The organism is Kitasatospora sp. CM 4170 (genome assembly GCF_032110285.1).
GTDB classification, from domain to species: Bacteria; Actinomycetota; Actinomycetes; order Streptomycetales; family Streptomycetaceae; genus Kitasatospora; species Kitasatospora aburaviensis.
Genome location: NZ_CP134877.1, coordinates 3,152,362 through 3,172,719 on the forward strand (window position 1 = coordinate 3,152,362; position 20,358 = coordinate 3,172,719).

Annotated in this window: 28 protein-coding genes; 20 read left to right on the forward strand and 8 right to left on the reverse strand. The window is 70.8% G+C overall.

All coding sequences use genetic code 11. From position 1 onward, the window contains the following. Positions 1-123: 123 nt before the first annotated feature. On the reverse strand, positions 124-1,032 hold the full coding sequence (locus RMN57_RS12880) for a serine protease (protein ID WP_313763544.1): 909 nt from the start codon (positions 1,030-1,032) through the stop codon (positions 124-126). Between the two features lie 109 nt (positions 1,033-1,141). Next, a complete protein-coding gene (locus tag RMN57_RS12885; RefSeq protein ID WP_313763545.1) occupies positions 1,142-1,780 on the reverse strand; it encodes a TetR family transcriptional regulator in 639 nt (212 codons plus the stop codon). A gap of 146 nt (positions 1,781-1,926) precedes the next feature. On the opposite strand from RMN57_RS12885, the gene RMN57_RS12890 reads away from it, so the two are divergent. The 3 genes from RMN57_RS12890 to RMN57_RS12900 all read left to right on the forward strand — a co-directional run bounded on the left by RMN57_RS12890 (position 1,927) and on the right by RMN57_RS12900 (position 3,603). After that, on the forward strand, positions 1,927-2,082 hold the full coding sequence (locus tag RMN57_RS12890) for a hypothetical protein (protein ID WP_313763546.1): 156 nt from the start codon (positions 1,927-1,929) through the stop codon (positions 2,080-2,082). A gap of 119 nt (positions 2,083-2,201) precedes the next feature. Next, positions 2,202-2,468 carry a DUF4190 domain-containing protein gene (locus tag RMN57_RS12895; protein WP_313763547.1) on the forward strand — a complete coding sequence of 89 codons (267 nt, stop codon included), beginning with the start codon at positions 2,202-2,204 and terminating at the stop codon, positions 2,466-2,468. Between the two features lie 247 nt (positions 2,469-2,715). After that, positions 2,716-3,603: a metallophosphoesterase gene (locus tag RMN57_RS12900; protein WP_313763548.1), complete on the forward strand. Its 888-nt coding sequence runs from the start codon at positions 2,716-2,718 to the stop codon at positions 3,601-3,603. Positions 3,604-3,679: 76 nt separating this feature from the next. Here RMN57_RS12900 and RMN57_RS12905 read toward each other — a convergent pair whose 3' ends face one another. The 3 genes from RMN57_RS12905 to RMN57_RS12915 form a co-directional block, all read right to left on the reverse strand. Continuing rightward, the gene (locus RMN57_RS12905) at positions 3,680-6,259 is read right to left on the reverse strand and encodes an AAA family ATPase (RefSeq protein WP_313767805.1); all 2,580 of its coding nucleotides are present in this window, start codon (positions 6,257-6,259) and stop codon (positions 3,680-3,682) included. Between the two features lie 100 nt (positions 6,260-6,359). Continuing rightward, complete coding sequence (locus RMN57_RS12910; protein WP_380236240.1) at positions 6,360-7,091, reverse strand: VIT family protein; 732 nt, start codon at positions 7,089-7,091, stop codon at positions 6,360-6,362. 336 nt (positions 7,092-7,427) lie between these two features. Further along, positions 7,428-8,282: a toll/interleukin-1 receptor domain-containing protein gene (locus tag RMN57_RS12915; protein WP_313763549.1), complete on the reverse strand. Its 855-nt coding sequence runs from the start codon at positions 8,280-8,282 to the stop codon at positions 7,428-7,430. A 256-nt stretch (positions 8,283-8,538) separates the two neighbouring features. Here RMN57_RS12915 and RMN57_RS12920 point away from each other — a divergent pair, with 256 nt between their 5' ends. Beyond that, on the forward strand, positions 8,539-9,582 hold the full coding sequence (locus RMN57_RS12920; RefSeq protein ID WP_313763550.1) for a nuclease-related domain-containing protein: 1,044 nt from the start codon (positions 8,539-8,541) through the stop codon (positions 9,580-9,582). 75 nt (positions 9,583-9,657) lie between these two features. Continuing rightward, entirely contained in the window at positions 9,658-9,792 is a 135-nt protein-coding gene (locus tag RMN57_RS12925; protein ID WP_313768092.1) for a hypothetical protein, read from the forward strand. Positions 9,793-9,952: 160 nt separating this feature from the next. On the opposite strand, the gene RMN57_RS12930 is transcribed toward RMN57_RS12925, so the two are convergent. The 3 genes from RMN57_RS12930 to RMN57_RS12940 all read right to left on the reverse strand — a co-directional run bounded on the left by RMN57_RS12930 (position 9,953) and on the right by RMN57_RS12940 (position 12,121). Next, entirely contained in the window at positions 9,953-11,224 is a 1,272-nt protein-coding gene (locus RMN57_RS12930) for a hypothetical protein (protein ID WP_313763551.1), read from the reverse strand. 60 nt (positions 11,225-11,284) lie between these two features. Beyond that, complete coding sequence (locus RMN57_RS12935) at positions 11,285-11,461, reverse strand: hypothetical protein (protein WP_313763552.1); 177 nt, start codon at positions 11,459-11,461, stop codon at positions 11,285-11,287. 117 nt (positions 11,462-11,578) lie between these two features. Continuing rightward, on the reverse strand, positions 11,579-12,121 hold the full coding sequence (locus RMN57_RS12940; protein ID WP_313763553.1) for a helix-turn-helix transcriptional regulator: 543 nt from the start codon (positions 12,119-12,121) through the stop codon (positions 11,579-11,581). 213 nt (positions 12,122-12,334) lie between these two features. Here RMN57_RS12940 and RMN57_RS37050 point away from each other — a divergent pair, with 213 nt between their 5' ends. The 15 genes from RMN57_RS37050 (at position 12,335) to RMN57_RS13010 (ending at position 20,300) form a co-directional block, all read left to right on the forward strand. Next, on the forward strand, positions 12,335-12,541 hold the full coding sequence (locus RMN57_RS37050) for a helix-turn-helix domain-containing protein (protein WP_374209057.1): 207 nt from the start codon (positions 12,335-12,337) through the stop codon (positions 12,539-12,541). Then, entirely contained in the window at positions 12,538-12,798 is a 261-nt protein-coding gene (locus RMN57_RS12945; RefSeq protein WP_313763554.1) for a hypothetical protein, read from the forward strand. Before RMN57_RS37050 ends, RMN57_RS12945 begins: the two co-directional genes overlap by 4 nt. Positions 12,799-12,906: 108 nt before the next feature. After that, on the forward strand, positions 12,907-13,692 hold the full coding sequence (locus RMN57_RS12950; RefSeq protein WP_313767807.1) for a BRO family protein: 786 nt from the start codon (positions 12,907-12,909) through the stop codon (positions 13,690-13,692). Further along, a complete protein-coding gene (locus tag RMN57_RS12955) occupies positions 13,692-14,132 on the forward strand; it encodes a hypothetical protein (protein WP_313763555.1) in 441 nt (146 codons plus the stop codon). The genes RMN57_RS12950 and RMN57_RS12955 overlap by 1 nt, the downstream gene beginning before the upstream one ends. Next, a complete protein-coding gene (locus RMN57_RS12960; protein WP_313763556.1) occupies positions 14,132-14,452 on the forward strand; it encodes a hypothetical protein in 321 nt (106 codons plus the stop codon). Before RMN57_RS12955 ends, RMN57_RS12960 begins: the two co-directional genes overlap by 1 nt. 11 nt (positions 14,453-14,463) lie before the next feature. Further along, positions 14,464-14,826, forward strand: coding sequence for a hypothetical protein (locus RMN57_RS12965; RefSeq protein ID WP_313763557.1), 363 nt, complete (start codon positions 14,464-14,466; stop codon positions 14,824-14,826). Further along, positions 14,826-15,164, forward strand: a complete 339-nt coding sequence (locus RMN57_RS12970) for a hypothetical protein (protein ID WP_313763558.1) — start codon at positions 14,826-14,828, stop codon at positions 15,162-15,164. Before RMN57_RS12965 ends, RMN57_RS12970 begins: the two co-directional genes overlap by 1 nt. Then, on the forward strand, positions 15,161-16,045 hold the full coding sequence (locus tag RMN57_RS12975) for a PD-(D/E)XK nuclease-like domain-containing protein (protein ID WP_313763559.1): 885 nt from the start codon (positions 15,161-15,163) through the stop codon (positions 16,043-16,045). The genes RMN57_RS12970 and RMN57_RS12975 overlap by 4 nt, the downstream gene beginning before the upstream one ends. Further along, positions 16,042-16,899, forward strand: a complete 858-nt coding sequence (locus RMN57_RS12980; RefSeq protein WP_313763560.1) for a hypothetical protein — start codon at positions 16,042-16,044, stop codon at positions 16,897-16,899. Before RMN57_RS12975 ends, RMN57_RS12980 begins: the two co-directional genes overlap by 4 nt. Further along, positions 16,896-17,144 (forward strand): hypothetical protein, encoded by a 249-nt coding sequence (locus RMN57_RS12985; RefSeq protein ID WP_313763561.1) that lies wholly within the window; start codon positions 16,896-16,898, stop codon positions 17,142-17,144. The genes RMN57_RS12980 and RMN57_RS12985 overlap by 4 nt, the downstream gene beginning before the upstream one ends. Then, positions 17,141-17,890 carry an exonuclease domain-containing protein gene (locus RMN57_RS12990; RefSeq protein ID WP_313763562.1) on the forward strand — a complete coding sequence of 250 codons (750 nt, stop codon included), beginning with the start codon at positions 17,141-17,143 and terminating at the stop codon, positions 17,888-17,890. Before RMN57_RS12985 ends, RMN57_RS12990 begins: the two co-directional genes overlap by 4 nt. Next, entirely contained in the window at positions 17,887-18,495 is a 609-nt protein-coding gene (locus tag RMN57_RS12995) for a WhiB family transcriptional regulator (RefSeq protein ID WP_313763563.1), read from the forward strand. Before RMN57_RS12990 ends, RMN57_RS12995 begins: the two co-directional genes overlap by 4 nt. A gap of 25 nt (positions 18,496-18,520) precedes the next feature. Continuing rightward, positions 18,521-18,691, forward strand: a complete 171-nt coding sequence (locus tag RMN57_RS13000) for a hypothetical protein (protein WP_313763564.1) — start codon at positions 18,521-18,523, stop codon at positions 18,689-18,691. Next, a complete protein-coding gene (locus RMN57_RS13005; RefSeq protein ID WP_313763565.1) occupies positions 18,688-19,479 on the forward strand; it encodes a hypothetical protein in 792 nt (263 codons plus the stop codon). The genes RMN57_RS13000 and RMN57_RS13005 overlap by 4 nt, the downstream gene beginning before the upstream one ends. Next, positions 19,479-20,300, forward strand: coding sequence for a hypothetical protein (locus RMN57_RS13010; RefSeq protein ID WP_313763566.1), 822 nt, complete (start codon positions 19,479-19,481; stop codon positions 20,298-20,300). Before RMN57_RS13005 ends, RMN57_RS13010 begins: the two co-directional genes overlap by 1 nt. The last annotated feature ends 58 nt before the right edge of the window (positions 20,301-20,358 follow it).

The window sequence follows — 20,358 nt, forward strand, 5'->3', positions numbered from 1 at the left end:
ACGGAACTGTCGGACACTCTCCGGCAGCCGGCGGGCGGCTGCCGGTCGGGTCGGCCGTCCGGTAGACGGCCGAGTGGGCCACCCGCGGGATCGCGGATGGCCCACCGGCGAAAGGTGTGCTGGTCAGGGGCGCGGCAGGGTGCAGCCGGGCAGGGTGAGGTCGAGGCGGTTGCCGGCCGCGAAGCAGGCCGGGATGCCGTAGGTCTCCTGGGCGTAGTTGATGCCCTGGCGGACGGTCACCACACCGTTCGGGTCGACCTCGCAGGGGTTGTTGTCGGTGCAGCGCTGGCCGTCCTCGTTGCCCGTGTTGTTCACGGCGACGACCTGGCCGGTGTTGACGTCGACCACGGGCGAGCCGGAGGTGCCGCCGATGGTGTTGCAGCTGGAGGTGTAGCGGACCGAGTCCTTCCAGGTCCAGCTGCCCTCCTTCAGCCGGTAGGCGAAGCCGTCGATCGAGCAGGAGTAGATCTTCTTCCAGTACCCGGAGACGACCTTGATCGGGGTGCCCTGCACCGGGTGGCTCGCCGCGATGGTGAGCGGGGCGATGCCGTAGCGCGACTGGATCGAGGCGTAGGTGGTGTTCAGCTGGTAGATCGACACGTCGGTGTCGGTCATCGTCCCGTAGACCACCTTGGTGGCGCGCAGCGTGGCGGCCTTCCCGCCGGTGGAGTTGAGCAGCGTGAAGGACCGGCTGGAGGACCGGTTGACGAGCACCTCACCGGGGCCGGGGAACCCGGTCTCCAGGCAGTGGCCGTTGGAGAGCACGAGTGCCGGGTCGTTGGCGGCGGAGCCGGGGAGCCGGACCAGCGAGCCGGAGCAGTTGCTGAGCGCCACCGTCCCGGCGAAGTTCACGGCGGCGGCCTGCGCCTGAGCCTGTCCCTGTGCCAGGGTCTCGCCCTGGTCCTGCGTTTCGGTCCCGGCCGCGGCGGGGGCGGTCGGCAACGGGGCGGCCGCCGCACCGGGGGCGCCGGCCAGGGCGGTGGCCCCGGCGAACAGGAGCGCGGCGAGCATGCCTATGAGCGGCTTCTTCATGAGAGACCTCTCGTTGTGGGGGTGCACCAAAGCTGGCGCGGACATGACGTGATGTCAAGAGTCCGACCACAACGGAGAGGTCAGGTCCGGCCGGTCCGGCCGGCGGGGTTCAACTGCCGTGCCAGTGGCGGCGTCCGAGGCTGATCAGTCGCAGCTGGAACCCGGCGGCGGCGGCGATCCGCCGCTCGGCCTCCGGGTCGGCGTCCGGCGCCTCCAGCGCCTCCAGGAAGGCGGCGGCCGTGGAGACCATACGGTCGACGTAGAGCTCGGCCAGCATCCGCAGGTCCTCCGGGCCCCACCCCTCGGACGCGGGCTGGAGCGCCAGCGCCGCGCCGACCTCCGCGGCGAAGCGCCCCAGCTCGGCGTCGATCGCCTCGCGCACCTGACGGACGCCGCCGTGCCGCTCCCGCGAGAGGAAGCGCACGTGCGGGCGGTGGTCGCGGACGTGCTGCTCGATGACCTCCACCGCCCGGTCGATCACCTCCTCGGCCCCGTCCCCGCCGGCGAGCACCGAGCGGATCATGACGTGGAGGCTGGCGAGCGACTCCTCGACCAGGGCCACGCCGAGCGCGGCGAGGTCGGGGAAGTGCCGGTAGAACGCGGCCGGCGAGAGCCCGGCGGCGCGGGTGACCTCGCGCACGCCGAGGCTCGCCAGGTTCTGATCGGCCAACAGGTGCAGCCCCGCGTCCAGCAACGCGCGCCGACTCTGCTGCTTCTGGGCCTGTCTGGCCCCCATGGTGTGACTCACGCCATTCAGTAAACAAGTGTTTGCCGAACTTGGCCAGTCGGGCGTAGAGTGGCGGAGGATTCAGCGAACAGTTGTAAACCGAACGTCATGCCGACCCGTCGTGCACGGCCTCCGCGCACGGCCTCCGGCCCCTGGAGGGGACCGCCATGATCCTGCTCACCGCCCTCATCGCCCTGGGCGCCCTGGTCGGCGCCGCCGCCCACACCTCGCTCCCGGTCTTCCTCACCGCCTCCGCCGCCATCACCGCGTGGCTGCTGGCGTTCGGCGCCCGCGAGGGCCTCGCCCGGCTGCACCGGCGCTGAGCGCCGCGCCGCGCCGCGCCGCGCCGGGCCGGGCCGGGCCGGGCCGGGCCTCCGACCACGAGCAGCAGCGCATCCGCTTCCGTCCGCGCTCTTCCACCTCCGGAAGGACCACCGCCACCATGAGCACCGTCACGCCCCGTCACACCACCACCGCCGAGGCCGACAACCTGGCCGTCGCCTCGTTCCTGCTCGGCCTGCCGGGCCTGCTGCTCTTCAACCTCGTCCTCGGCCCGCTCGCGATCACCCTCGCCACGCTCGCCCTGGTCCGCGGCACCAGCCGCCGCGGACGCGCCGTCCTGGGCCTCGTGCTCGGCGTCGCCGCGCTGGTCATCCTCGTCGTCACCAACGCCACCGCCCACGGCATGCTCTGGCAGATCGGCGACTGAGCCGCACTCAGGACCGCCGCCCGCGGTCGCCGATGCGCCGGTCCGCCGATGCGCCGGCTCCCCGGCCCCCCGGCCCGCGGCTCCCCGCCCCCCGGCTCCCGGCTCCCGGCTCCCGCCCCCCGGCTCCCCGCCCGCCACGACCGGCGTCCACCCGCCGTTCGAACGGATGATCCGGCCAACCCGGGACACCGTCCGCATCCACCACGTACTGTGGCGCCATGGGCCGGGTGACCACATGGGGGCTGGAGTGACCACCGAGAACCAGAGCGACGCGGACGCCGCACGGGCGGGTAGGACCGGCCGGGCCGGCCGCCTGCTCGCCGTGAGCGACCTGCACATCTCCTACCAGGAGAACCGCGACCTGGTGGAGAAGCTGCAGCCCGAGTCCCCCGACGACTGGCTGATCGTCGCCGGCGACGTCGCCGAGCTCACCACCTCGATCGAGTGGTCCCTCGGGCTGCTGGCCGAGCGCTTCGCCCGGGTGATCTGGGCCCCCGGCAACCACGAGCTCTGGACCCACCCCGACGACCCGGTGCAGCTGCGCGGCGTCGCCCGCTACGAGCACCTGGTGGAACTCTGCCGCGGCCTCGGCGTCGTGACCCCCGAGGACCCGTACCCCGTCTGGGAGGGCCCCGGCGGCCCGGTCGCCGTCGCACCGCTGTTCCTGCTGTACGACTACTCCTTCCGGGCCCCGGGGACGACCACCAAGGAGGAGTCCCTGGCCGCCGCCTACAGCACCGGCGTGGTCTGCACGGACGAGCGGATGCTCCACCCCGACCCGTTCCCGGACCGCGACTCCTGGTGCCGCGAACGCGTCCGCCTCACCGAGGAGCGGCTCGCGGCCCACGACCCGGAGCTGCCGCTCGTCCTGGTCAACCACTACCCGCTGGTCCGCCAGCCCACCGAGATCCTCTGGTACCCGGAGTTCGCCCAGTGGTGCGGCACCGAGCTGACCGCCGACTGGCACCGCCGCTTCAACACCGCCGCGATGATCTACGGCCACCTGCACATCCCCCGGGTGACCAGCTACGACGGCGTCCGCTTCGAGGAGGTCTCGCTGGGCTACCCGCGGGAGTGGCACCGCCGCGGGCTGCCCGACCCGCTGCTGCGGGAGGTCTTCCCGCAGCAGGGCTGAGGACGACGGCGGGGGCGGGTGCGGTGTCCGGGCGCCGCACCCGCCCCCGCCCCCTCGTGATGCCGCCGGCCGGCGGCTACACCGCGGTGGGCTCAGCGGTGGGCGCCTCGGCGGGCTCAGCGGTGGGCTCAGCGGCGGGCTCAGCGGTGAGCGCCGCCTCCGGGGCGGTCGCCGAGGGCTCCGGCCGGGCCAGCGCCACCACGAGGTCGCCGTCGCCCACCTCGGCGAGCAGCGTGTCCCCCTCCTGGACCGTGCCGTCCAGCAACAGGCTGGAGATCCGGTTGTCCAGCTCCGACTGGATCGTCCGGCGCAGCGGCCGTGCCCCGAACTCCGGCTGGTAGCCGCGGTTCACCAGCCACTCCTTGGCGCCCTCGGTGACCTCCAGCCGGACGTCCTGCGCCTTCAGCCGGCGCCGGCTGCGCTCCAGCAGCAGGTCCACCACCTGGAGCAGGTCCTTCCGGGTGAGCGCGTGGAAGACGATCACCTCGTCGATCCGGTTGAGGAACTCCGGACGGAACTGCGCCCGGAGGTCGCGCATCAGGTCGTCACGGATCGCGTCCACCTCACCGGCGTGGTCGAGGATCCGCTGCGAGCCGATGTTGCTGGTCATGATCACCACGGTGTTGCGGAAGTCGACCGTGCGCCCCTGGGAGTCCGTCAGCCGGCCGTCGTCCAGCACCTGGAGCAGCAGGTTGAAGACGTCCGGGTGCGCCTTCTCCACCTCGTCGAAGAGCAGCACGCTGTACGGCTTGCGGCGGACGGCCTCGGTGAGCTGCCCGGCCTCCTCGTAGCCGACGTACCCGGGCGGTGAGCCGACCAGCCGGGAGACGGTGTGCTTCTCCTGGAACTCGCTCATGTCGAAGCGGATCATCCGGTCCGGGTCGCCGAACAGCAGCCCGGCCAGCGCCTTGGCCAGCTCGGTCTTGCCGACCCCGGTCGGACCGAGGAAGAGGAAGGAGCCGGTCGGCCGCTCCGGGTCGCCCATCCCGGCCCGGCCGCGCCGCACCGCCTGGGCGACCGCGGTGACCGCCCGGTCCTGCCCGATCACCTTCTCGTGGAGGTGCTCCTCCAGCCGGAGCAGGCGCTCGCGCTCCGTCGCGTTCAGCTCGGCGACCGGAATGCCGGTCCGGCCCGAGAGCACCTGCGCGATGTCGTCGGCGGTGACGTCGACGACCTCCTCGCGGGACTCCCCGATCGCCGCCAGCTCGTCCTCGGTCTGCCGCAGCTCGGTCTTCAGGTTGGCCGCCCGCACGAACTCCTCGTCCGCGACGGCCTCCTCCAACTCCCGGCGCAGCTTGGTGATCCGGTCCTGCACCGGCATCGCCTCGGTGGAGGCGCCCAGACTGCGCAGCCGGACCCGCGCCCCGGCCTGGTCCAACAGGTCGATGGCCTTGTCCGGCAGGAAGCGGTCGCCGACGTAGCGGTCGGACAGGGTCGCGGCCGCGTCCAGCGCCTCGTCGGTGAACCGCACCTGGTGGTGCGCCTCGTACGCGTCCCGCAGGCCCCGCAGGATCTCGACCGTCTCGGCGACGGTCGGCTCCGGCACCAGCACCGGCTGGAAGCGGCGCTCCAGCGCGGCGTCCTTCTCCACGTGCTTGCGGTACTCGTCCAGGGTGGTGGCGCCGACCACGCTCAACTCCCCGCGGGCCAGGGCCGGCTTGAGGATGTTGCCCGCGTCCATCGCGCCCTCGCCGCCCCCGCCCGCGCCGACCACGGTGTGCAGCTCGTCCAGGAAGAGGATCACGCTCTTCTCCGCCGCCCCGACCTCGTCGATCACCGACTTCAGCCGCTCCTCGAACTCCCCCCGGTACTTGGAGCCCGCCACCAGCGCGGTCAGGTCGAGCGAGACCACCCGCTTCTCCTTGAGGCTCTGCGGCACGTCGCCCGAGACGATCCGCTGCGCCAGCCCCTCGACGATCGCGGTCTTGCCGACGCCCGGCTCGCCGATGAGCACCGGGTTGTTCTTGGTGCGGCGGGAGAGGATCTCGACGGTCTGCTCGATCTCCTCGGCCCGGCCCACCACCAGGTCCAGCCGCCCGGCCCGGGCCTCGTCGGTGAGGTCCCGGCCGTATTCGTCCAGGGTGGGTGTCGCGCTGGGGTGCGCGCCGGTGCTGCTGCGCTCGCCGCCCACGCCGCGCCCGTCCAGCACCGTGCGCAGCGCCTCCTGCGAGGGCGCCGCCTCGCGCAGCGCCGTGCCCGCGCCCGACCGCTCCTCCTCCAGCAGCGCGCCGAGGACGTGCTCCGGCCCGATGTACGACGCCCCCGCCGCCCGGGAGCGGGCGTGCGCGGCGAGCAGCGCGCGCTTGGCCGACGGGGTGAGCGAGGGCTGCCCGCTCGGTGTGACCGGCCCGTCCCCGACCGGCAGGGCCTTGCTCAGGTCGTCGGCCAGCTGCTTCGGGTCGACCCCCGCGCGCTCCAGCATCCGGCGCGAGGGCTCCACCCGGGTGGCCGCCCAGGCCAGGTGCCCGGTGTCGAGGTTGCTGCTGCCGTCCTCGACGGCCCGCTGCGCGGCGAGGGAGAGCAGCTCCTGCGCGGACTCGCTCAGCAGCCGCCCGATCGGCACCCGCTGGACTGCGGGCGGGGAGGCCGTCGGGCTCATTCCGAAGAACCGGCTGAGCAGATCGGAGAACGGATCGTTCGATCCGAACGGGGGCATCGTCACGGTGGATCACCTCTCCCAAGGGTTTGGGCCCACACAAACACAGGCCCACCCGGCCCGCCTGTCGGGACGACGGGGCGCGGAGCGCTCCGCTCCGCTATCCCGTGACGTGATCGAGCAGCACGCCGCCGCTGTACGTCACCACCATCGCCAGTGCGCCGCCCACGACGTTCCGCAGCACCGCCCGGGCCGGCCCCGCGCCGCCCAGCCGGGCGCTCGTCCAGCCCGACACCGTCAACGCGACCAGCACCGCCGCCACGGTCACCGCCAACCGCCGGTCCTGCGGCGCCAGCAGCACTGCGAGCAGCGGCACCAGCGCGCCCAGCGTGAACGCGGCGGCGCTGGCGAGCGCCGCCTGCCAGGGATTGGTCAGCGCCTTCGGGTCGATGCCCAGCTCGGTGTGCGCGTGCGCCGTCAGCGCGTCCCGCTCGGTCAGCGCCACGGCCACCTGCCGCGCCAGGCCGTCGTCCAGCCCGCTGCCCCGGAAGAAGTCGGTCAGCTCGTCCAGTTCCCCCTCCGGGTCCTCCGCCAGCTCGCGCCGCTCCTTCGCCAGCGCCGCCCGCTCGGTGTCCCGCTGGGTGCTGACCGAGACGTACTCCCCCGCCGCCATCGACATCGCCCCCGCCAGCAGCCCCGCCACCCCTGCAGCCACCAGCGCCGTCCGCGACCCGGACGCCCCGGCGACGCCCGTCACGATCCCCGCCGTGGACACCACCCCGTCATTGGCCCCCAGCACGGCCGCCCGCAACCAGTTGAGCCGCGCCGACAACTCCGCCCGACTCTCCCCCGCCCCGGCCGCCCCGACCTGCTCCTCCATCAGCGCCCACATCCACCCGTCTCCCCCGAACCCCCCACCACCCCCCGATCCTCCCCGCCCCCACCCCACCCCGCCTCCCCGGCACCACCCCAAAACCCCGAAGGGCCGGTTCGGGAGGATCACTCCCCCGAACTGGCCCTCCATGTCTGTGAGCGCGAACGATTCCGAACCACCGACATCCGCTTTGTAGGCCGCGGCGTGCCCACCCGCCCCGACCTGCGCCTTACGTGACCTGCCCGCTCCCCGGTCGCCTCACCACCGACACCCGCAACTCACCGCCACGTACCACCCGATCCGGCACACCTGTGGCACGTGAGACGCCGTCCGCGGTACGTCAGTCAGGGCGAATCATTCTGGCTGGGCATCGGATAGTCGCCCATAGAAAAGCTTCGACGCAACCACGAGCCATTCCGGACTCTTGCCATCAAGTTGAATCGTGATTCCCGTCGAAGCACGCACAAGGATTCCCAGCATCATCTTCTTCTCCTCGGCCGGCAGATCGAATTCCCGGTTCACTGCCAGATAAACTCCGGAGATCCACTCCCAGATCTCAATCTCGCGCTCCCTTGCATCAGGAATATCGCGCTGAAATGAAGAGACAGCCTCATTCCACGTCTGAGGGAAGACCTCCATCAGGGCCTCATTGATCAGACGCACTCGACTCAGCTGCGCTTTTGTGAGCGGCTCAAAGAGAAGGGGCATGCTGGCCATGTCTCGCAGATCAACCCTGATCGCCGACTCTCTTGCCAGTCGCTCAGCCGCAGCAATCCGCGAAAGCTCACTGTAGCGCCGAGGGCTTGCAACCCGGACAATCCCGAGCGCCACCTCCATGGGGCTTTGATCTCCAACGACGAGAGCAACCCGGTCAGCAAGGTGCGGGCTGTACTTCAAAACGTCCGATCGGTTCAGGTTGTACCAAACCGGCAGGATCTTCTTAGGGCGCCCGGATTCCAGCGCAATCAGGCTCCTGAGCTCATACTCCGGCCAGGCCTTCTTCAGGAAGCTTGGGCTCAGAATTACAGCACCATACCTTGCAGCCTTCAGCCCACTGTCAATCGCCCCGGAAAGGCTGTCGCCAATGGAAAGGGACTGCTCGTCATACCACACTCGAAGACCGAGGCGACCGAGCGCACTGTAGAGCGGGCGCACAAGACCCTCCTTGTCCTCGGAGGCGTGCGAGATGAACAGATCATGCTTGGCCACGAGCCCTCCCAGACCGAGTTATCGTCAGTATGACACATAGGGTGGACTGGAGAGCCGTTTGAGCTCCGGCACGAGCGGAGGCGGGTGCGGCCATGGAGCCGCCCGCCATCAGCCACGGCCGGCAGTGGCCCGGCCGCCGCCGTTGCGAAGCGCAAGACAGGCGCGCCGGCGAGCGGCAGGGCCGCGCGCCAGCGCGCCCCTGACTCGTAGAGAAGATCTCCGCAACCCCTCCGGCCCTTCCCCCTCCTTCCGCCACGTGGCCGAACTGACCTGGCCGCTCGGTCGGCGCGTTCCTGCCCATTGGTACGTGGGCATGCTGATTCCGTGTCAGGGAGGGCGTGCAGGAGGGGCGGGCATGACGGAACTGGTGGTCAAGCAGTGGCGGGTGCCGGGCAAAGAGCGGCTCTACGTGAACAAGGCCGGAGCCCGCGGCGATTCGGTGGCCTGGCTGGACTGCAGGACAGGGGTGGTCACGGTGGACATCCCGGAGTTCGAAGCCGTCGCACTGGCCAAGGTCGAAGAGTGGTGCCGCACCTCCGGCGACCACGTACCACCGCGAACCGTGCGACGTCAGGGCAAGGGCAACCAGCCGGAGAACGTCACACCGTCTCCCTTGCCGCAACCTCGGACAGAGGTTCCGTTCCTCCCTCCCATGCGGGAAGAGGACGACCTCGCGCGGAACCTCCCGGGTGCCGGGCTGGAGAGCCTGGTCCGTGAGAGCGAGGGGAGGTACAACCTGCTCGTCCGTCTGGCTGCCAAGATCTCCCGGCAGCGCCTCGGCGACTCCCACACCCTCCGCGGGCTGGAGGGCGAGCAGATCGTTGGCGCCGGCCTGGAACCACTGAAGGCCGCCGGCTGGAAGGTACTTCACGGCGTACCGCTGCCGTCCGGTTCAAACATCGACCACGTGGTGATTGGCCCGCCGGGCGTCTTCACGGTCAACTCGAAGCACCACCCGGGCGCCACCGTGTGGGTCGGGGACAAGATCGTGAAGGTCAACCGCAACGGCTTCCCGTACCTGGAGAACTCCGAGTTCGAGGCAGGCCGCACCGCCAGGCTGCTGTCCGAGTGGTGCGGCTTCGACGTCCCCGTCCACCCCGTCATCGCCGTCGTGGGCGCTCAGAAGATCACGCTCGGGGCGACACCCGGGGTGGCAGTCATCGACGGCGAGCAGATCGCCTCGGTCCTGCCCTCTCGGCCGGCGGAGCTCTCCCCGAACAGAGTGGATCGGGTCTTCACCGTCGCCCGCCACCGCTACGTCTGGAGCCAGATCGGCAAGCGAGGCAGGAAGCCGCGCTGAATCAGCCCGCCTGCGGCATGTTGAGGAGTGTCCGTCCGTCATACGCCCGCCGCCCGGGGGGCCACGCCGCGGGTGGTGACGGAGATCCTCGGACACAGCCAGATCGGGCTGACGATGAACGTCTACACCCACGTCGCACAGGACACCCAGCGCGAGGCCCCTCGGGAACATGGGCTGGCCGCTCAAGCGTCGTCGCTGATGTCAGGCTGAGACGTCAAACGCCCCGGACCGATCTCGGTCCGGGGCGTTTGTACTGGTGGGCGCGGACGGTTTCGAACCGCCGACATCTGCTTTGTAAGAGCATCGTTCTGAGGTGTCCTCACCTGCTGCGACGTGTCTGATGAAGATCATTTGGGGGGAATTTCGGAGATCAACTCTCCCAGACCCTTTCCCACCCCATGTTCTTCATCGCCCGCTCGTAGACAGCCTGCAAGCCGTCGAGCCGTTCCTTCCGCATCTCCGGCGTCGGATGCTGGTACACGGCCTTGATGCCGGACCGAACGTGGCCGGCCTGCTCGTGTGCCAGCGGGTCCTTCACTCCTATCTGCGCCTGCAGAGTGTCGTGGAAGTGCCGCAGCAGATCCATCGTAAGGCCCGGCAGCAAGGGCGCCCAAGCCTCGCGTGGCGCATGGCCCTTCGAGGCCGCCAACGCCTCTCGCCCGTCCGCTCCCGGACGCATGACCTGTCGCCCGAAGTTGCTGTTGCGCCACCACACTCCCTTGCGGGTGCAGAAGAGAGTGTGATGGTGGGGCTTGAGGCGCCCCTCATGCTCATCGAGCAGTGCATCGAGGAACGGCGGGACGTCGATGTCTCTCAGCGAGCCGTCGTTCTTGACCGGCTCCAGGTCGAAGTGCAACGGCCCCTTCTTGCCGGCCTCGTCGCGAGTCTGGTACTCGGCGACCTCAAGCCGGATCTGCAAGGTGGGGCAGGTGAAGTGCCCCTTCTCCCACGGTTCGGTCCGTGTACCGCGACTGTCGCGGGTGAGGGCAGCCCCTTCCCCCCAGCGCGGGCCGAGGAAGGCGGTCGTGAGAATGTGCATGCCGTCGAGTGGCCCAACGCGCCGGGCGAGTTGGAGCACCAGCTCGGGTGTCGCCGGTGCGGCTGCCTTCTTTGCCTGCTTCGCCTGGTTCTTCGCCTTGATGGCCGCGGTGCGCGAGCGGCGCCGGCCGAACAGCGGGTTCACCTGGATCTTTCCAGCGTCCACTGCGCCAGTCATGATCTGCGACATCAGCGTGAGCGAGTGGCTGGCGGTCGTATCGTCATGCGTCTCGCCTACCAAATTCGCCCAGGCCTCCGCCTCGAACCAGTTGATCTGCTTCAGCGGCACGTGCTCCCACCGCGGGAGGATATGAGTGTCGAGACGATCCCACCGCGTGGTGTTGGTACGGCCCCGGGGCGCTTTTGCAGCCATCCACTCGCGGGCCCACTGACCGAACGGGGTCTGCGCGATGCTGGGGTCGACCCACCGGCCAGCACGGACGAGAGCCTCCTGCTCCTCGCCGTACTCCTTCGCCGTGCGCTCGGTGAGGAATCCGGGCTCCGACCCGACGCTGCCGTCCGGCAGCTTGAAGCGGGAACGCCAGGTGTATTGCTTGGTCTTCTTGCCGTTGCGGACCTTGTAGACCTTCTCGGCGTAGGCCATGTGCACCTCCTGTTGGGCAGGCGGGGCCTGCTGTCCCACAGGCCCCGCCTTGCCAAGGTGCTACACGCCGTGCCCACCGCCGCCGTCGAGGCCGTTGGCGATCCGACGTCCGAACTGCGCCGCCTGGGCCTCTGTGACGAGGCGGGCGTTCAGCAGAACGACGGGCTCGCGGCCCGGCTTTCTGACGACTATGACGAGCTCGTCGTGGGGGATGTCCGGTACGCGCTGGATCCGCATGGGGCGGTCCTCCCCCTTACCTGTTGGGTGACCACCCCTCTCAGGTAAGCGGAATCTTTGCACACCTTTGGCATATGCGCAGGGACTTGCGGGCGTGTCGTGATGATTGTCGACTTGTCAGGTTGACGGGTTGTCGTCAGCCAGGATCTCGCGGGCCACGCGCTGGAGGCGGGCCCACTTCTTGAGGTCGGCGCGGAGCTGTTCCGGGGTAGCGTCGGGCCGCTGGCCGCGCTTCCAGATCAGGACCACCTCACCGTCGTCCGGCTCTTCGCCGAGGCCGATGGCATCGGCATCCGCAACGCTGCCACCAAGGAGTGCCGCGCGAACGCGCGCCGTGAGGTCGTCGAGGAGTTCATCGACAGACTCGGCGTCGGGCGACGGCACCACGCTGACCGTGGACTGGTAGGCCGTGGCGGAGGGTGCACTTCGGGCCGGCTCGCCGCCAGCGAGCACGAGCGCGACGGAGTCAGGTGTCCAGCCGAGGACCTGGGCGACGCTGCGGTGCGATAGCTGCGGGGAGCCGAAAGCACGCCCTCGTTCGATGCTCTGCACCGCGCTGCGGCTGAGGCCCGCCGACTCGGCCAGCTCGACCTGAGATAGGCCGGCAGCCTCGCGCGCCTCCCTGACGGCCCTACCAAGCCGTCCCCAATCCTGCTCCATGAGCACATCATGCCTCACCTTGAGGCAACCCGTGCACACATATCAAGCCCTTTTGAGCTGGGGTTGAGGCTCACTGAAGGGGCGCGAGGGTTGCCCCGCAAGCCTCGGCGGGCATCCGATGCCACCAAAGGCACTCTGAGTAAGCTCGCAAACCTGTAGTCCGAGTGAGCCTAGATGCTTGCTCAGTGAGCCTTCCTGTGGTGTGATTCTCATGTGACACCGAACGGCACTGCGATCCGCAGCATCCGACAGGCACACGGAGTGAGCCTCCGCACGCTTTCAGCCCGCGTGGGCCGAGACCGGGGCTACCTCTCCAAGGTCGAACGGGGGCTGAAGGGGGCGAGCGAATCGACCCTCCGGGACATCGCGGACGCGCTCCACGTGCCAGTCGCCGCCATCAATCGAGAGGAACAGCCGTGACCACCAAGAAGGTCGCGACCACCACGCTGCCGGAGTGGCTGACCGCCACGGACCGGCTCCGGCTCTACTCGCCGGAGGAGGTCATCGCGCTGGGGCTCCTGCCTCACACGATCGGCACCCTCAAGGACGCCGCGTACCGCAAGCGCGTCCCGCACACCAAGGTCGCCGGGAAGATCCGGTTCCGCCTCGACCACATCTACGAGATCCAGCAGGCCGGCGAGTCGAACCCGGCCACCCGCGGCCGCCGCGCCGCCTGATCCACCCCTGACATGGGTCGGGCCCCCACCCGGTGGCACCCGGACGAAGGCCCTCGGCCCACCACCAACACACGAACAGCAAGAAGGAGAGGTGGACCTGTGTCCATCATGCCCTACCGCTTCCCGGAGACCGATACCCCGGTCCGGGTCGCGACGATCGACGGCGAGCCGTGGTTCGTCGTCGCCGACGTCTGCAAGGTGCTCGGCATCGGAAACCCGTCCGACGCCGCTCGCCGCCTGAACGAGGGTGACCTCGACACCATCGAGGTCACCGACTCCCTCGGCCGGCGCCAGAACGCCTACGCCGCCAACGAGTCCGGGCTGTACGACCTGATCCTCGACAGCCGCAAGCCCGAGGCTCGGGCGTTCCGCCGGTGGATCACGGCCGAGGTGATCCCGTCGATCCGCCGGACGGGCTCGTACTCGGTGGCGCCGGCCGCCCCTGCGCTGCCGGACATCACGACACCGCAGGGAGTGCTGGCGCTGGCCCAGCAGTTCGCCCGAACGGCCGAGCAGTTGGTCGAGGCGGACGCCCGGCTGCGTGAGCTGGAGCCGAAGGCGCTCGCACACGACACGCTGATGGCCGCGCAGGACGGTGACGTCCTGGTCCGCGAGGCGGCGAAGGTTCTGGGCTGGCAGGAGAAGCAGCTCCGCGCGTTCCTGCTGGACGAGCACCTGATCTACCGCAGGCAGGCGACGTGCGGTCAGACGCAGTACGACTTCTACGCGGCGAACGCCGTGCACTTCAACGCGGTGGTGCGGGTGGTGTCGCACACGTGGGGGGAGTGCGCGCACTACACGCTGCACATCACGCCGCGGGGCATGGAGCTGATCCAGAAGCGGATCGCCCGTCGGCAGGTGGAGATGCGCGACGCGATCGGCGGTGCCCGGTGATGGCTCCGCTGGTGGATGTGTCGGTGCTGCGGTGGCTGCCGTCCGAGGTGGTCGACGTGGACGCGGTGCGCGTCGCGGTCGCCGTCCTGGTGGCCGGGGTTCCGGGTGCGGGGGTGGAGTCGGTGGACGTGTCGCTGGACGGCTCGGTGGCCCGGCTGGAGGTGGCGGACGTGACCGCGCTGTCGGCCTGGTACGAGGCGGTTGGCGGGGCGTCGGGGGCGACGGCTTCGCGGGACTGCGGGGGTCTGGCCTGGTTCGTGAAGTTGCCGCCGCGGGTTGACCTGCCGGGTGTGCGGGTGGAGTTGACCACGCTGTCCGCCGAGTTCGAGTGGCTGCCGCGTACGGCGCTGGTGCGGGACCTGTGCGAGTGGATGCCCCGCCAGTGGGCGATCGAGGACCGGGAGGCCGCGGCTGCGGCTCGGCTGGAGGTGGCGGCGTGATGGGCACGGTGACGGATCTGGTCTCGGTCACGGGTGTGGCGGAGATCGTGGTGGACGGCGAGCTCCTGTGGGTGTCGCCGGGCCTGAGCGAGCACGGCCGGTACTGGGCGCTGTTCACCCCTGCTGATGTGCGGGTGGGTGTGGTGACGGAGCACGCGGACGGTACGGCGGACGTGGTGGTTGGCACGGAGACGTGGCCGGCGGGGTCGGTGCAGGCGGCCGCCGAGCGGGCGGTGGCGGTGCTGCGGGGCGCGTTCCCGTGCCACTGCGGCTGCGGCCGGGACCACCGCGAGCACACCCCGGTGCGAGGTGCCCGATGAGCCGGGACGGGATGTTGCACGCCCGCATCGACGCGATGTGGATGCACGTGATCCTGCGGGACCGCGGGCCGCGGTACGAGACGCTGCGTGTGCTGGCGGAGGCCTGGGCGGAGGATCGGTCGCAGGTGGTCCGGGCGCTGGACCAGTTGGCCGCGGTGGTCGAGCAGGGCGGGCCGGCGTGGGACGCGGCGGTCGACGACGTCGAGGCCGACCTGCAGATGCCGGAGCCGGAGACCGAGCTGACGCACGTGGACGCTGAGCGTCTCGCGGACGAGCTGTTGGCGGCGGCGCCGCTGACGATGTCGGCCCGGCGCGAGGCGGCCCAGGCCGCGGAGGTCATCGCGTTCCCGCACCAGCACGGGGAGGTGGCGTGATGCCGTGGACCTCCCGTCGCGCGCAGGCCGAGACGGCCGCCGCGATGACCAGGATGCGTGACCGCGTGCGCGAGTTGGAGGCCGAGCTCGCCGAGCAGGGCCGCGCCGCGGGCCGGCTCGCCCGGCGGACGGAGCTGGCGGAGAACGCCGTCGACAGCACGAGCGCTGTGATCCGGGTTGCTCACCGCACGCTGCGCGAGGAGAACGTCCGGCTGCGGGCGGTCGTCGACCGGCAGGCGACGACGATCCGGGGGCTGAACTCCCAGCTCGACAACGCGCTCGGCTACACGGCCGAGGAGATCGCGATGCTGGACGCGGGGGCGGTGACCACGCGATGACTGTGACCGAGCTGCCGGGGCCGAGCGCCCCGGCCGCCGGGCCGATCGTCGACCGGCCTGGCATCTACGAGATGTCGAACGAGCAGTACCACGCCGACCCGGTCCCGGGCGGCTCCCTCTCCTCGACGGGGGCCCGCCGCCTGCTGGCCCCGTCCTGCCCGGCCCTGTTCCAGTACGAGCGCGTTCACGGCCAGGCGCCGCGGCGGACGTTCGACTTCGGGACCGCGGCGCACATGCAGGTGCTCGGTGCTGGCCCGGAGCTGCTGGTGATCGAGGCGGACAGCTACCGCACGAAGGCCGCGCAGGAGGACCGCGACGGCGCCCGCGCCGAGGGCCTGGTGCCGCTGCTGCGGGCCGAGTTCGAGCAGGTTCAGGCGATGGCCGAGGCGATCCGCCAGCACCCCGTAGCGTCCCGCCTGTTCGCCCCGGGTTCGGGCCTCCCGGAGCAGTCCCTGTTCTGGGTCGACCAGGCAACCGGGGTGTGGCGACGGTGCCGCCCGGACTGGCTGCCGTACCCGACCGGGGGTCGGCTGATCGTCCCGGACTACAAGACCACCGTGTCCGCCGACCCCAGATCGATCGAGAAGTCGGTCTACGACTACGGCTACTACCAGCAAGACCCCTGGTACGTGGACGGGATCCGGTCGGTCCTCGGCGTCGAGGACGTCGTCATGGTCTTCGTCTTCCAGGAGAAGACCGCCCCGTACCTGATCAACGTGGTGCAGCTCGACCCGGCCGCGATCCGCGCCGGCCGCCGCCGCAACCGCGAAGCGATCGCGCTGTACGCGAACTGCAACCGCACCGGGCAGTGGCCCGGCTACTCCGACCGCGTCGAGATCGTCTCCCTGCCCGCCTGGGCCGAGAAGCAGGAGAACCAGTGAGCAACCCCGTCGAGCAGTACATGCCGCAGGCGCCGGCCCGGATCGGGCAGGGCACCGCGGTCGAGCAGTCCCGCGCGGTGGCCGAGGTGCAGGCCGCGATCGTCGTCGCCCAGCAGTGCCCCCGGAACCTGTCCGCCGCGGTCGCCGAGATGCGCCAGTCCTGCCAGAACTACACGCTCGCCCAGCGGTCGACGTTCCGGTTCTCCCGCGGCAGCGGCACGGTGAACGGCCCGTCGATCCATCTGGCCCGAGAGCTGGCCCGGTGCTGGGGCAACATCCAGTACGGCCTGACCGAGCTCCGGCGCGACGACGCGGCTGGCGAGTCGGAGATGCAGGCGTGGGCGTGGGACGTCCAGACGAACACCCGCAACTCCTCGACGTTCATCGTGCCGCACAAGCGGGACACGAAGGACGGCGCGCGGGTCCTGACGGACATGCGGGACATCTACGAGAACAACGCCAACAACGGCGCGCGCAGGGTCAGGGAGGCCATCTTCGCGGTGCTGCCGGCCTGGTACATCGAGGAAGCCAAGACGCTGTGCGCGCAGGCGCTGAAGAACGGCGGAGGCCAGCCGCTGGCCCAGCGCATCGCGGACGCCCGAGCGGCGTATGAGGCGGTCGGCGTCACCGTGGACCAGCTGGAGCAGAAGGTCACGCGCCCTGTCGACAAGTGGACGGATCACGATGTCGCCCAGTTGCAGGTGATCTACAACTCGATCGACCGTGGCGAGGTGACGCGGGACGAGGAGTTCCCCCCGCCGCGTGTCACGGCGGAGGAGATCGCCGAGGCGTCGCAGCCCACCACCGGACCGGCCGCGTGGCCGCAGGTCGTGCAGCCCGGGGGTGCGGAGTGAGCCGCCGTAAGCACCTCGACCACCGCCCGATCGTGGCGGGCCTGCGGGCCCTGCCCGGCCAGTGGGGCCGGGTTGGTAACTACTGGTGGGCGGAGTCCGCGAAGCACGCCGTGCGAGACATTCAGCTCGGACGGACCCCGTCGTACCAGCCGGCTGGCGCCTTCGAGGCGGAGATCCGTATCGGCGCTGACGGCGACCCGATCGTGTACGCCCGCTACGTCGGGAACGGCGAGGTGGCCGCATGAGCGCCTGGTATGAGGGGCCGCTGGCCGCTGCGGACACGGAGACCACGGGCCTGGACGTCGAGTCCGACCGGGTGGTGACGGCCACGGTGCTGGGTGTCCGTGCCCAGCGCGGGAAGTGGCCGGAGGACGACGAGGGCCGTTGGACGCCGGGCCGCCTGTCGTGGCTGGCCGACCCGGGGATCGAGATCCCGGAGGCGGCGGCCCGGGTGCACGGGGTGACGACGGAGGTGGCGCGGGCGAAGGGCTGGCCGGCCGCCAAGGTGGTGCAGGGGATGGGCGTCGCGTTGGCGGAGCACGTTGCCGCGGGCACGCCGCTGGTCATCATGAACGCCCCGTACGACCTGAGCCTGTTGGACCGGGAGTTTCTGCGGCACGGTCTGCCGACGCTGGCCGAGCAGGCCGGCCGCGAGCCGCTGGTGATTGATCCGCTGGTCCTGGACCGGCAGCTCGACCGGTACCGGCCCGGCCGCCGCAACCTCGGCAGTCTCTGCCTGCACTACGGGGTGCCGCTCACGGCGGCGCACGATGCGACGGCGGACGCGCTCGCCGCGGTGCGCGTCGCGGTGGAGATCGGGCTGCGCTACCCGTCAGTGGGCCGCCTGTCTCCGGCCGACCTGCACGCCGCACAGGCGGAGTGGGCGCCGCAGCAGGCCGCCCGGTACGAGGCCTACCGGCAGCGCACCGAACCGACGGCGACCGTGAACCGTCACTGGCCGCTGATCCCCCGGCAGGGGGTGGCGTCGTGAAGATCCGTATCCGTGACGGCGCCGAGCGGGTCGACATCCCGCTTCGCTACCGGGCGCCGGCCGCCGTGACCGCCCAGGTCACCGCGAACTCAGCGGACACCGTCATCGACATGATCGCGATCGAGCGGGCCCTGTCGGGCGAGATGCCCCGGCCGAAGCTCCGGGTCCTTGAGGCGCACCTCGCGTGGTCGCTGATCACCAGCCCCCCGCGAGAGGCCCCGGATCGGCCGGTGGCGGATCTCCTCGGCGTCGCCGATCGCACGGTCGTCCGGTGGCGCAACAAGCAGACCAGGGCCGTCGGCCCCGACCAGGCGCCCGGAGGTGGCGAGATGAAGGACAGGTGGGAAGACCGGGCCCTGTGCCGGGGCGGCGACATCGAAGCCTTCTTCCCCCGCGGGGACGTCGGCACGGCGGCACGGGCCGTCTACCGCGAGGCGGTCAGCGTCTGCAGCAAGTGCCCGGTCGCGGAAGCCTGCTTGCGGTTCGCCCTGCAGGCCGAGGGGGCGACGCCTGCCAAGTCCCGCAGTGGAGTGTTCGGCGGATGCACGCCTCAGGAGCGGTTCGCGCTGTACAAGCAGCGGGTCGAGAACGCGAGGGCGGCGTGATGTCGCACTACCGAGACCCGGCGTCGTGAGCGGCTGCCGGCAGTCGCTGCCCCCGGAGGACGACCAGCCGCCCGGCGAGGACCGCTACTGCGGCCGCACCGCCCGCTGGTACCGGACCGGGTGGCGCTGCCCCGACCACACCCCCGCCCGCGAGAACGGGCGCCCCGAACCACCCGAACCCCAGGAGAAGCGATGAGCGTCCCGGCACTCCCGAGCGTTGAGGAGGCCCGCCAGCTGACCGCCCGAATCAAGGTGGCGGTCGAAGGGACGTGGCTGCTGATCCAGGAGGCCTACACAACCCGGACGTGGGCGGTGCTGGGCTACGACAGCTGGGACGCCTACTGCGCGACCGAGTTCGGGCAGACGCGGCTCCGGCTGCCTCGCGAGGAGCGGCAGGAAGTCGTTGCTTCTCTCCGGGAGTCCGGGCTCAGCGTCCGTGCCATCGCCTCCGCCACCGGGGTGGGCGTCGGAACCGTCCACCGCGAACTGTCCTCGGCAGGTGTTCCAAACGGAACACCTGCGGTGCAGGGCGCGGACGGCAAGACGTACGCCGCCACCCGGCCGGCTCCGGTCCACCAGTCCGATCCGTTCGACGGTTCGGACTGGCTGGAGCCTGGGGCTGACGAGGTGCCCGGCCAGTCTCACGTGCTGGAGCACACCAGCTTGGAGACGATCACCCCGCGGGTCGAGCGGCGCCGGCCGCTGCCGGAGGCGTTCGCCGATGCCGGCCGCGACTACGTCCGCGCCGCCGAGAAGCTGGCTCGCCTCACCGACGACGACCGGTTCACCCGCAACCGGGACACCGCCCACCAGCAGATGCCCGAACTCCTCGGCGCGCTGGAGCACACCACCCGCCTCGTCCAGGCCATGAACCTGCCGGGCGCCAACGCAAGCAGGGAGGCCCGCCGCTGGTGGGCGACGAGCCTCCACAAGATCAGCGACGCCCTGGCCGACGTCGCCAACTCCCTCGAACAGGAGCAGTAATGCGCAAGACCACGGTACCCGGCCGCAACACCGGAATGCAGTGCCAGATCGTTGAGATCACCCCGGCCCTCGCCGAGAAGTGGCTGAAGCAGAACACCCACAACCGCAACCTGCGGGACCGGGTCGTCATCGCCTACGCCCGCGACATGGAAGCCGGCCGGTGGGCCGAGAACGGCGAGGCCATCAAGTTCGCCGCCGACGGCACCCTCCTCGACGGTCAGCACCGCCTCAACGCCATCGCCCTGTCCGGCTCCACCGTCAGGATGCTCGTCATCACCGGCCTGGAGAACTCCACCCAGGAGACCATGGACGCCGGTAGCAAGCGGCGCACGGCCGACGCGTTCGGGCTCCGCGGGGAGACCAACGCCGCTGTCCTGTCGTCCATCACGAAGCGCGTGTGGATGTGGGACCAGGGCGACTACGGGTTCAACGGCGCGTCGCCGACCACGGCCGAGGCGGCTGCCCTCCTCGACCAGCGTCCCGACCTGCGCCGGTCCGCCGAGATCGCGGTCCGCACCCACTCGAACTTCAGGTGCCTGCCCCAGTCGATCACCGGGACGGCACACCACCTGTTCACGCGCATCGACGCCGGCTCCACGGTGTGGTTCTTCCAGCGCCTCGCCGACGGCGCTGAGCTGCCGGCGGGGCACCCGATCCTGACGCTGCGGACCCGGGCCGTCTCCGAGGCTGCGGACCACCGCAAGACCCCGCCGGGCCGGCAGATGGCGTACCTGGTGCGGACGTGGAACGCCGTCCGTGAGGGCCGCAGCCTTGCCCGGATCATCCAGGACCCGGACGCGCCCATGCCGATGCCGCGCTAACCCGCATGACTGCCTGGGGCGGGGTGTCACAGGCCCCCGCCCCAGGTCACCAACCCTC

Bases quoted from the DNA above. Each gene is read 5' to 3' on its own strand.
- RMN57_RS12970 (WP_313763558.1), top strand. From the start codon at position 14,826: ATGCCGTGGACCTCCCGTCGCGCGCAGGCCGAGACGGCCGCCGCGATG.
- RMN57_RS12960 (WP_313763556.1), top strand. From the start codon at position 14,132: ATGGGCACGGTGACGGATCTGGTCTCGGTCACGGGTGTGGCGGAGATC.
- RMN57_RS12905 (WP_313767805.1), bottom strand. From the start codon at position 6,259: ATGCCCCCGTTCGGATCGAACGATCCGTTCTCCGATCTGCTCAGCCGG.
- RMN57_RS12955 (WP_313763555.1), top strand. From the start codon at position 13,692: ATGGCTCCGCTGGTGGATGTGTCGGTGCTGCGGTGGCTGCCGTCCGAG.
- RMN57_RS12965 (WP_313763557.1), top strand. From the start codon at position 14,464: ATGTTGCACGCCCGCATCGACGCGATGTGGATGCACGTGATCCTGCGG.
- RMN57_RS12975 (WP_313763559.1), top strand. From the start codon at position 15,161: ATGACTGTGACCGAGCTGCCGGGGCCGAGCGCCCCGGCCGCCGGGCCG.
- RMN57_RS12940 (WP_313763553.1), bottom strand. From the start codon at position 12,121: ATGGAGCAGGATTGGGGACGGCTTGGTAGGGCCGTCAGGGAGGCGCGC.
- RMN57_RS12895 (WP_313763547.1), top strand. From the start codon at position 2,202: ATGAGCACCGTCACGCCCCGTCACACCACCACCGCCGAGGCCGACAAC.
- RMN57_RS12935 (WP_313763552.1), bottom strand. From the start codon at position 11,461: ATGCGGATCCAGCGCGTACCGGACATCCCCCACGACGAGCTCGTCATA.
- RMN57_RS12950 (WP_313767807.1), top strand. From the start codon at position 12,907: ATGCCCTACCGCTTCCCGGAGACCGATACCCCGGTCCGGGTCGCGACG.
- RMN57_RS12880 (WP_313763544.1), bottom strand. From the start codon at position 1,032: ATGAAGAAGCCGCTCATAGGCATGCTCGCCGCGCTCCTGTTCGCCGGG.
- RMN57_RS13010 (WP_313763566.1), top strand. From the start codon at position 19,479: ATGCGCAAGACCACGGTACCCGGCCGCAACACCGGAATGCAGTGCCAG.
- RMN57_RS12930 (WP_313763551.1), bottom strand. From the start codon at position 11,224: ATGGCCTACGCCGAGAAGGTCTACAAGGTCCGCAACGGCAAGAAGACC.
- RMN57_RS12910 (WP_380236240.1), bottom strand. From the start codon at position 7,091: ATGTGGGCGCTGATGGAGGAGCAGGTCGGGGCGGCCGGGGCGGGGGAG.
- RMN57_RS13005 (WP_313763565.1), top strand. From the start codon at position 18,688: ATGAGCGTCCCGGCACTCCCGAGCGTTGAGGAGGCCCGCCAGCTGACC.
- RMN57_RS12890 (WP_313763546.1), top strand. From the start codon at position 1,927: ATGATCCTGCTCACCGCCCTCATCGCCCTGGGCGCCCTGGTCGGCGCC.
- RMN57_RS12990 (WP_313763562.1), top strand. From the start codon at position 17,141: ATGAGCGCCTGGTATGAGGGGCCGCTGGCCGCTGCGGACACGGAGACC.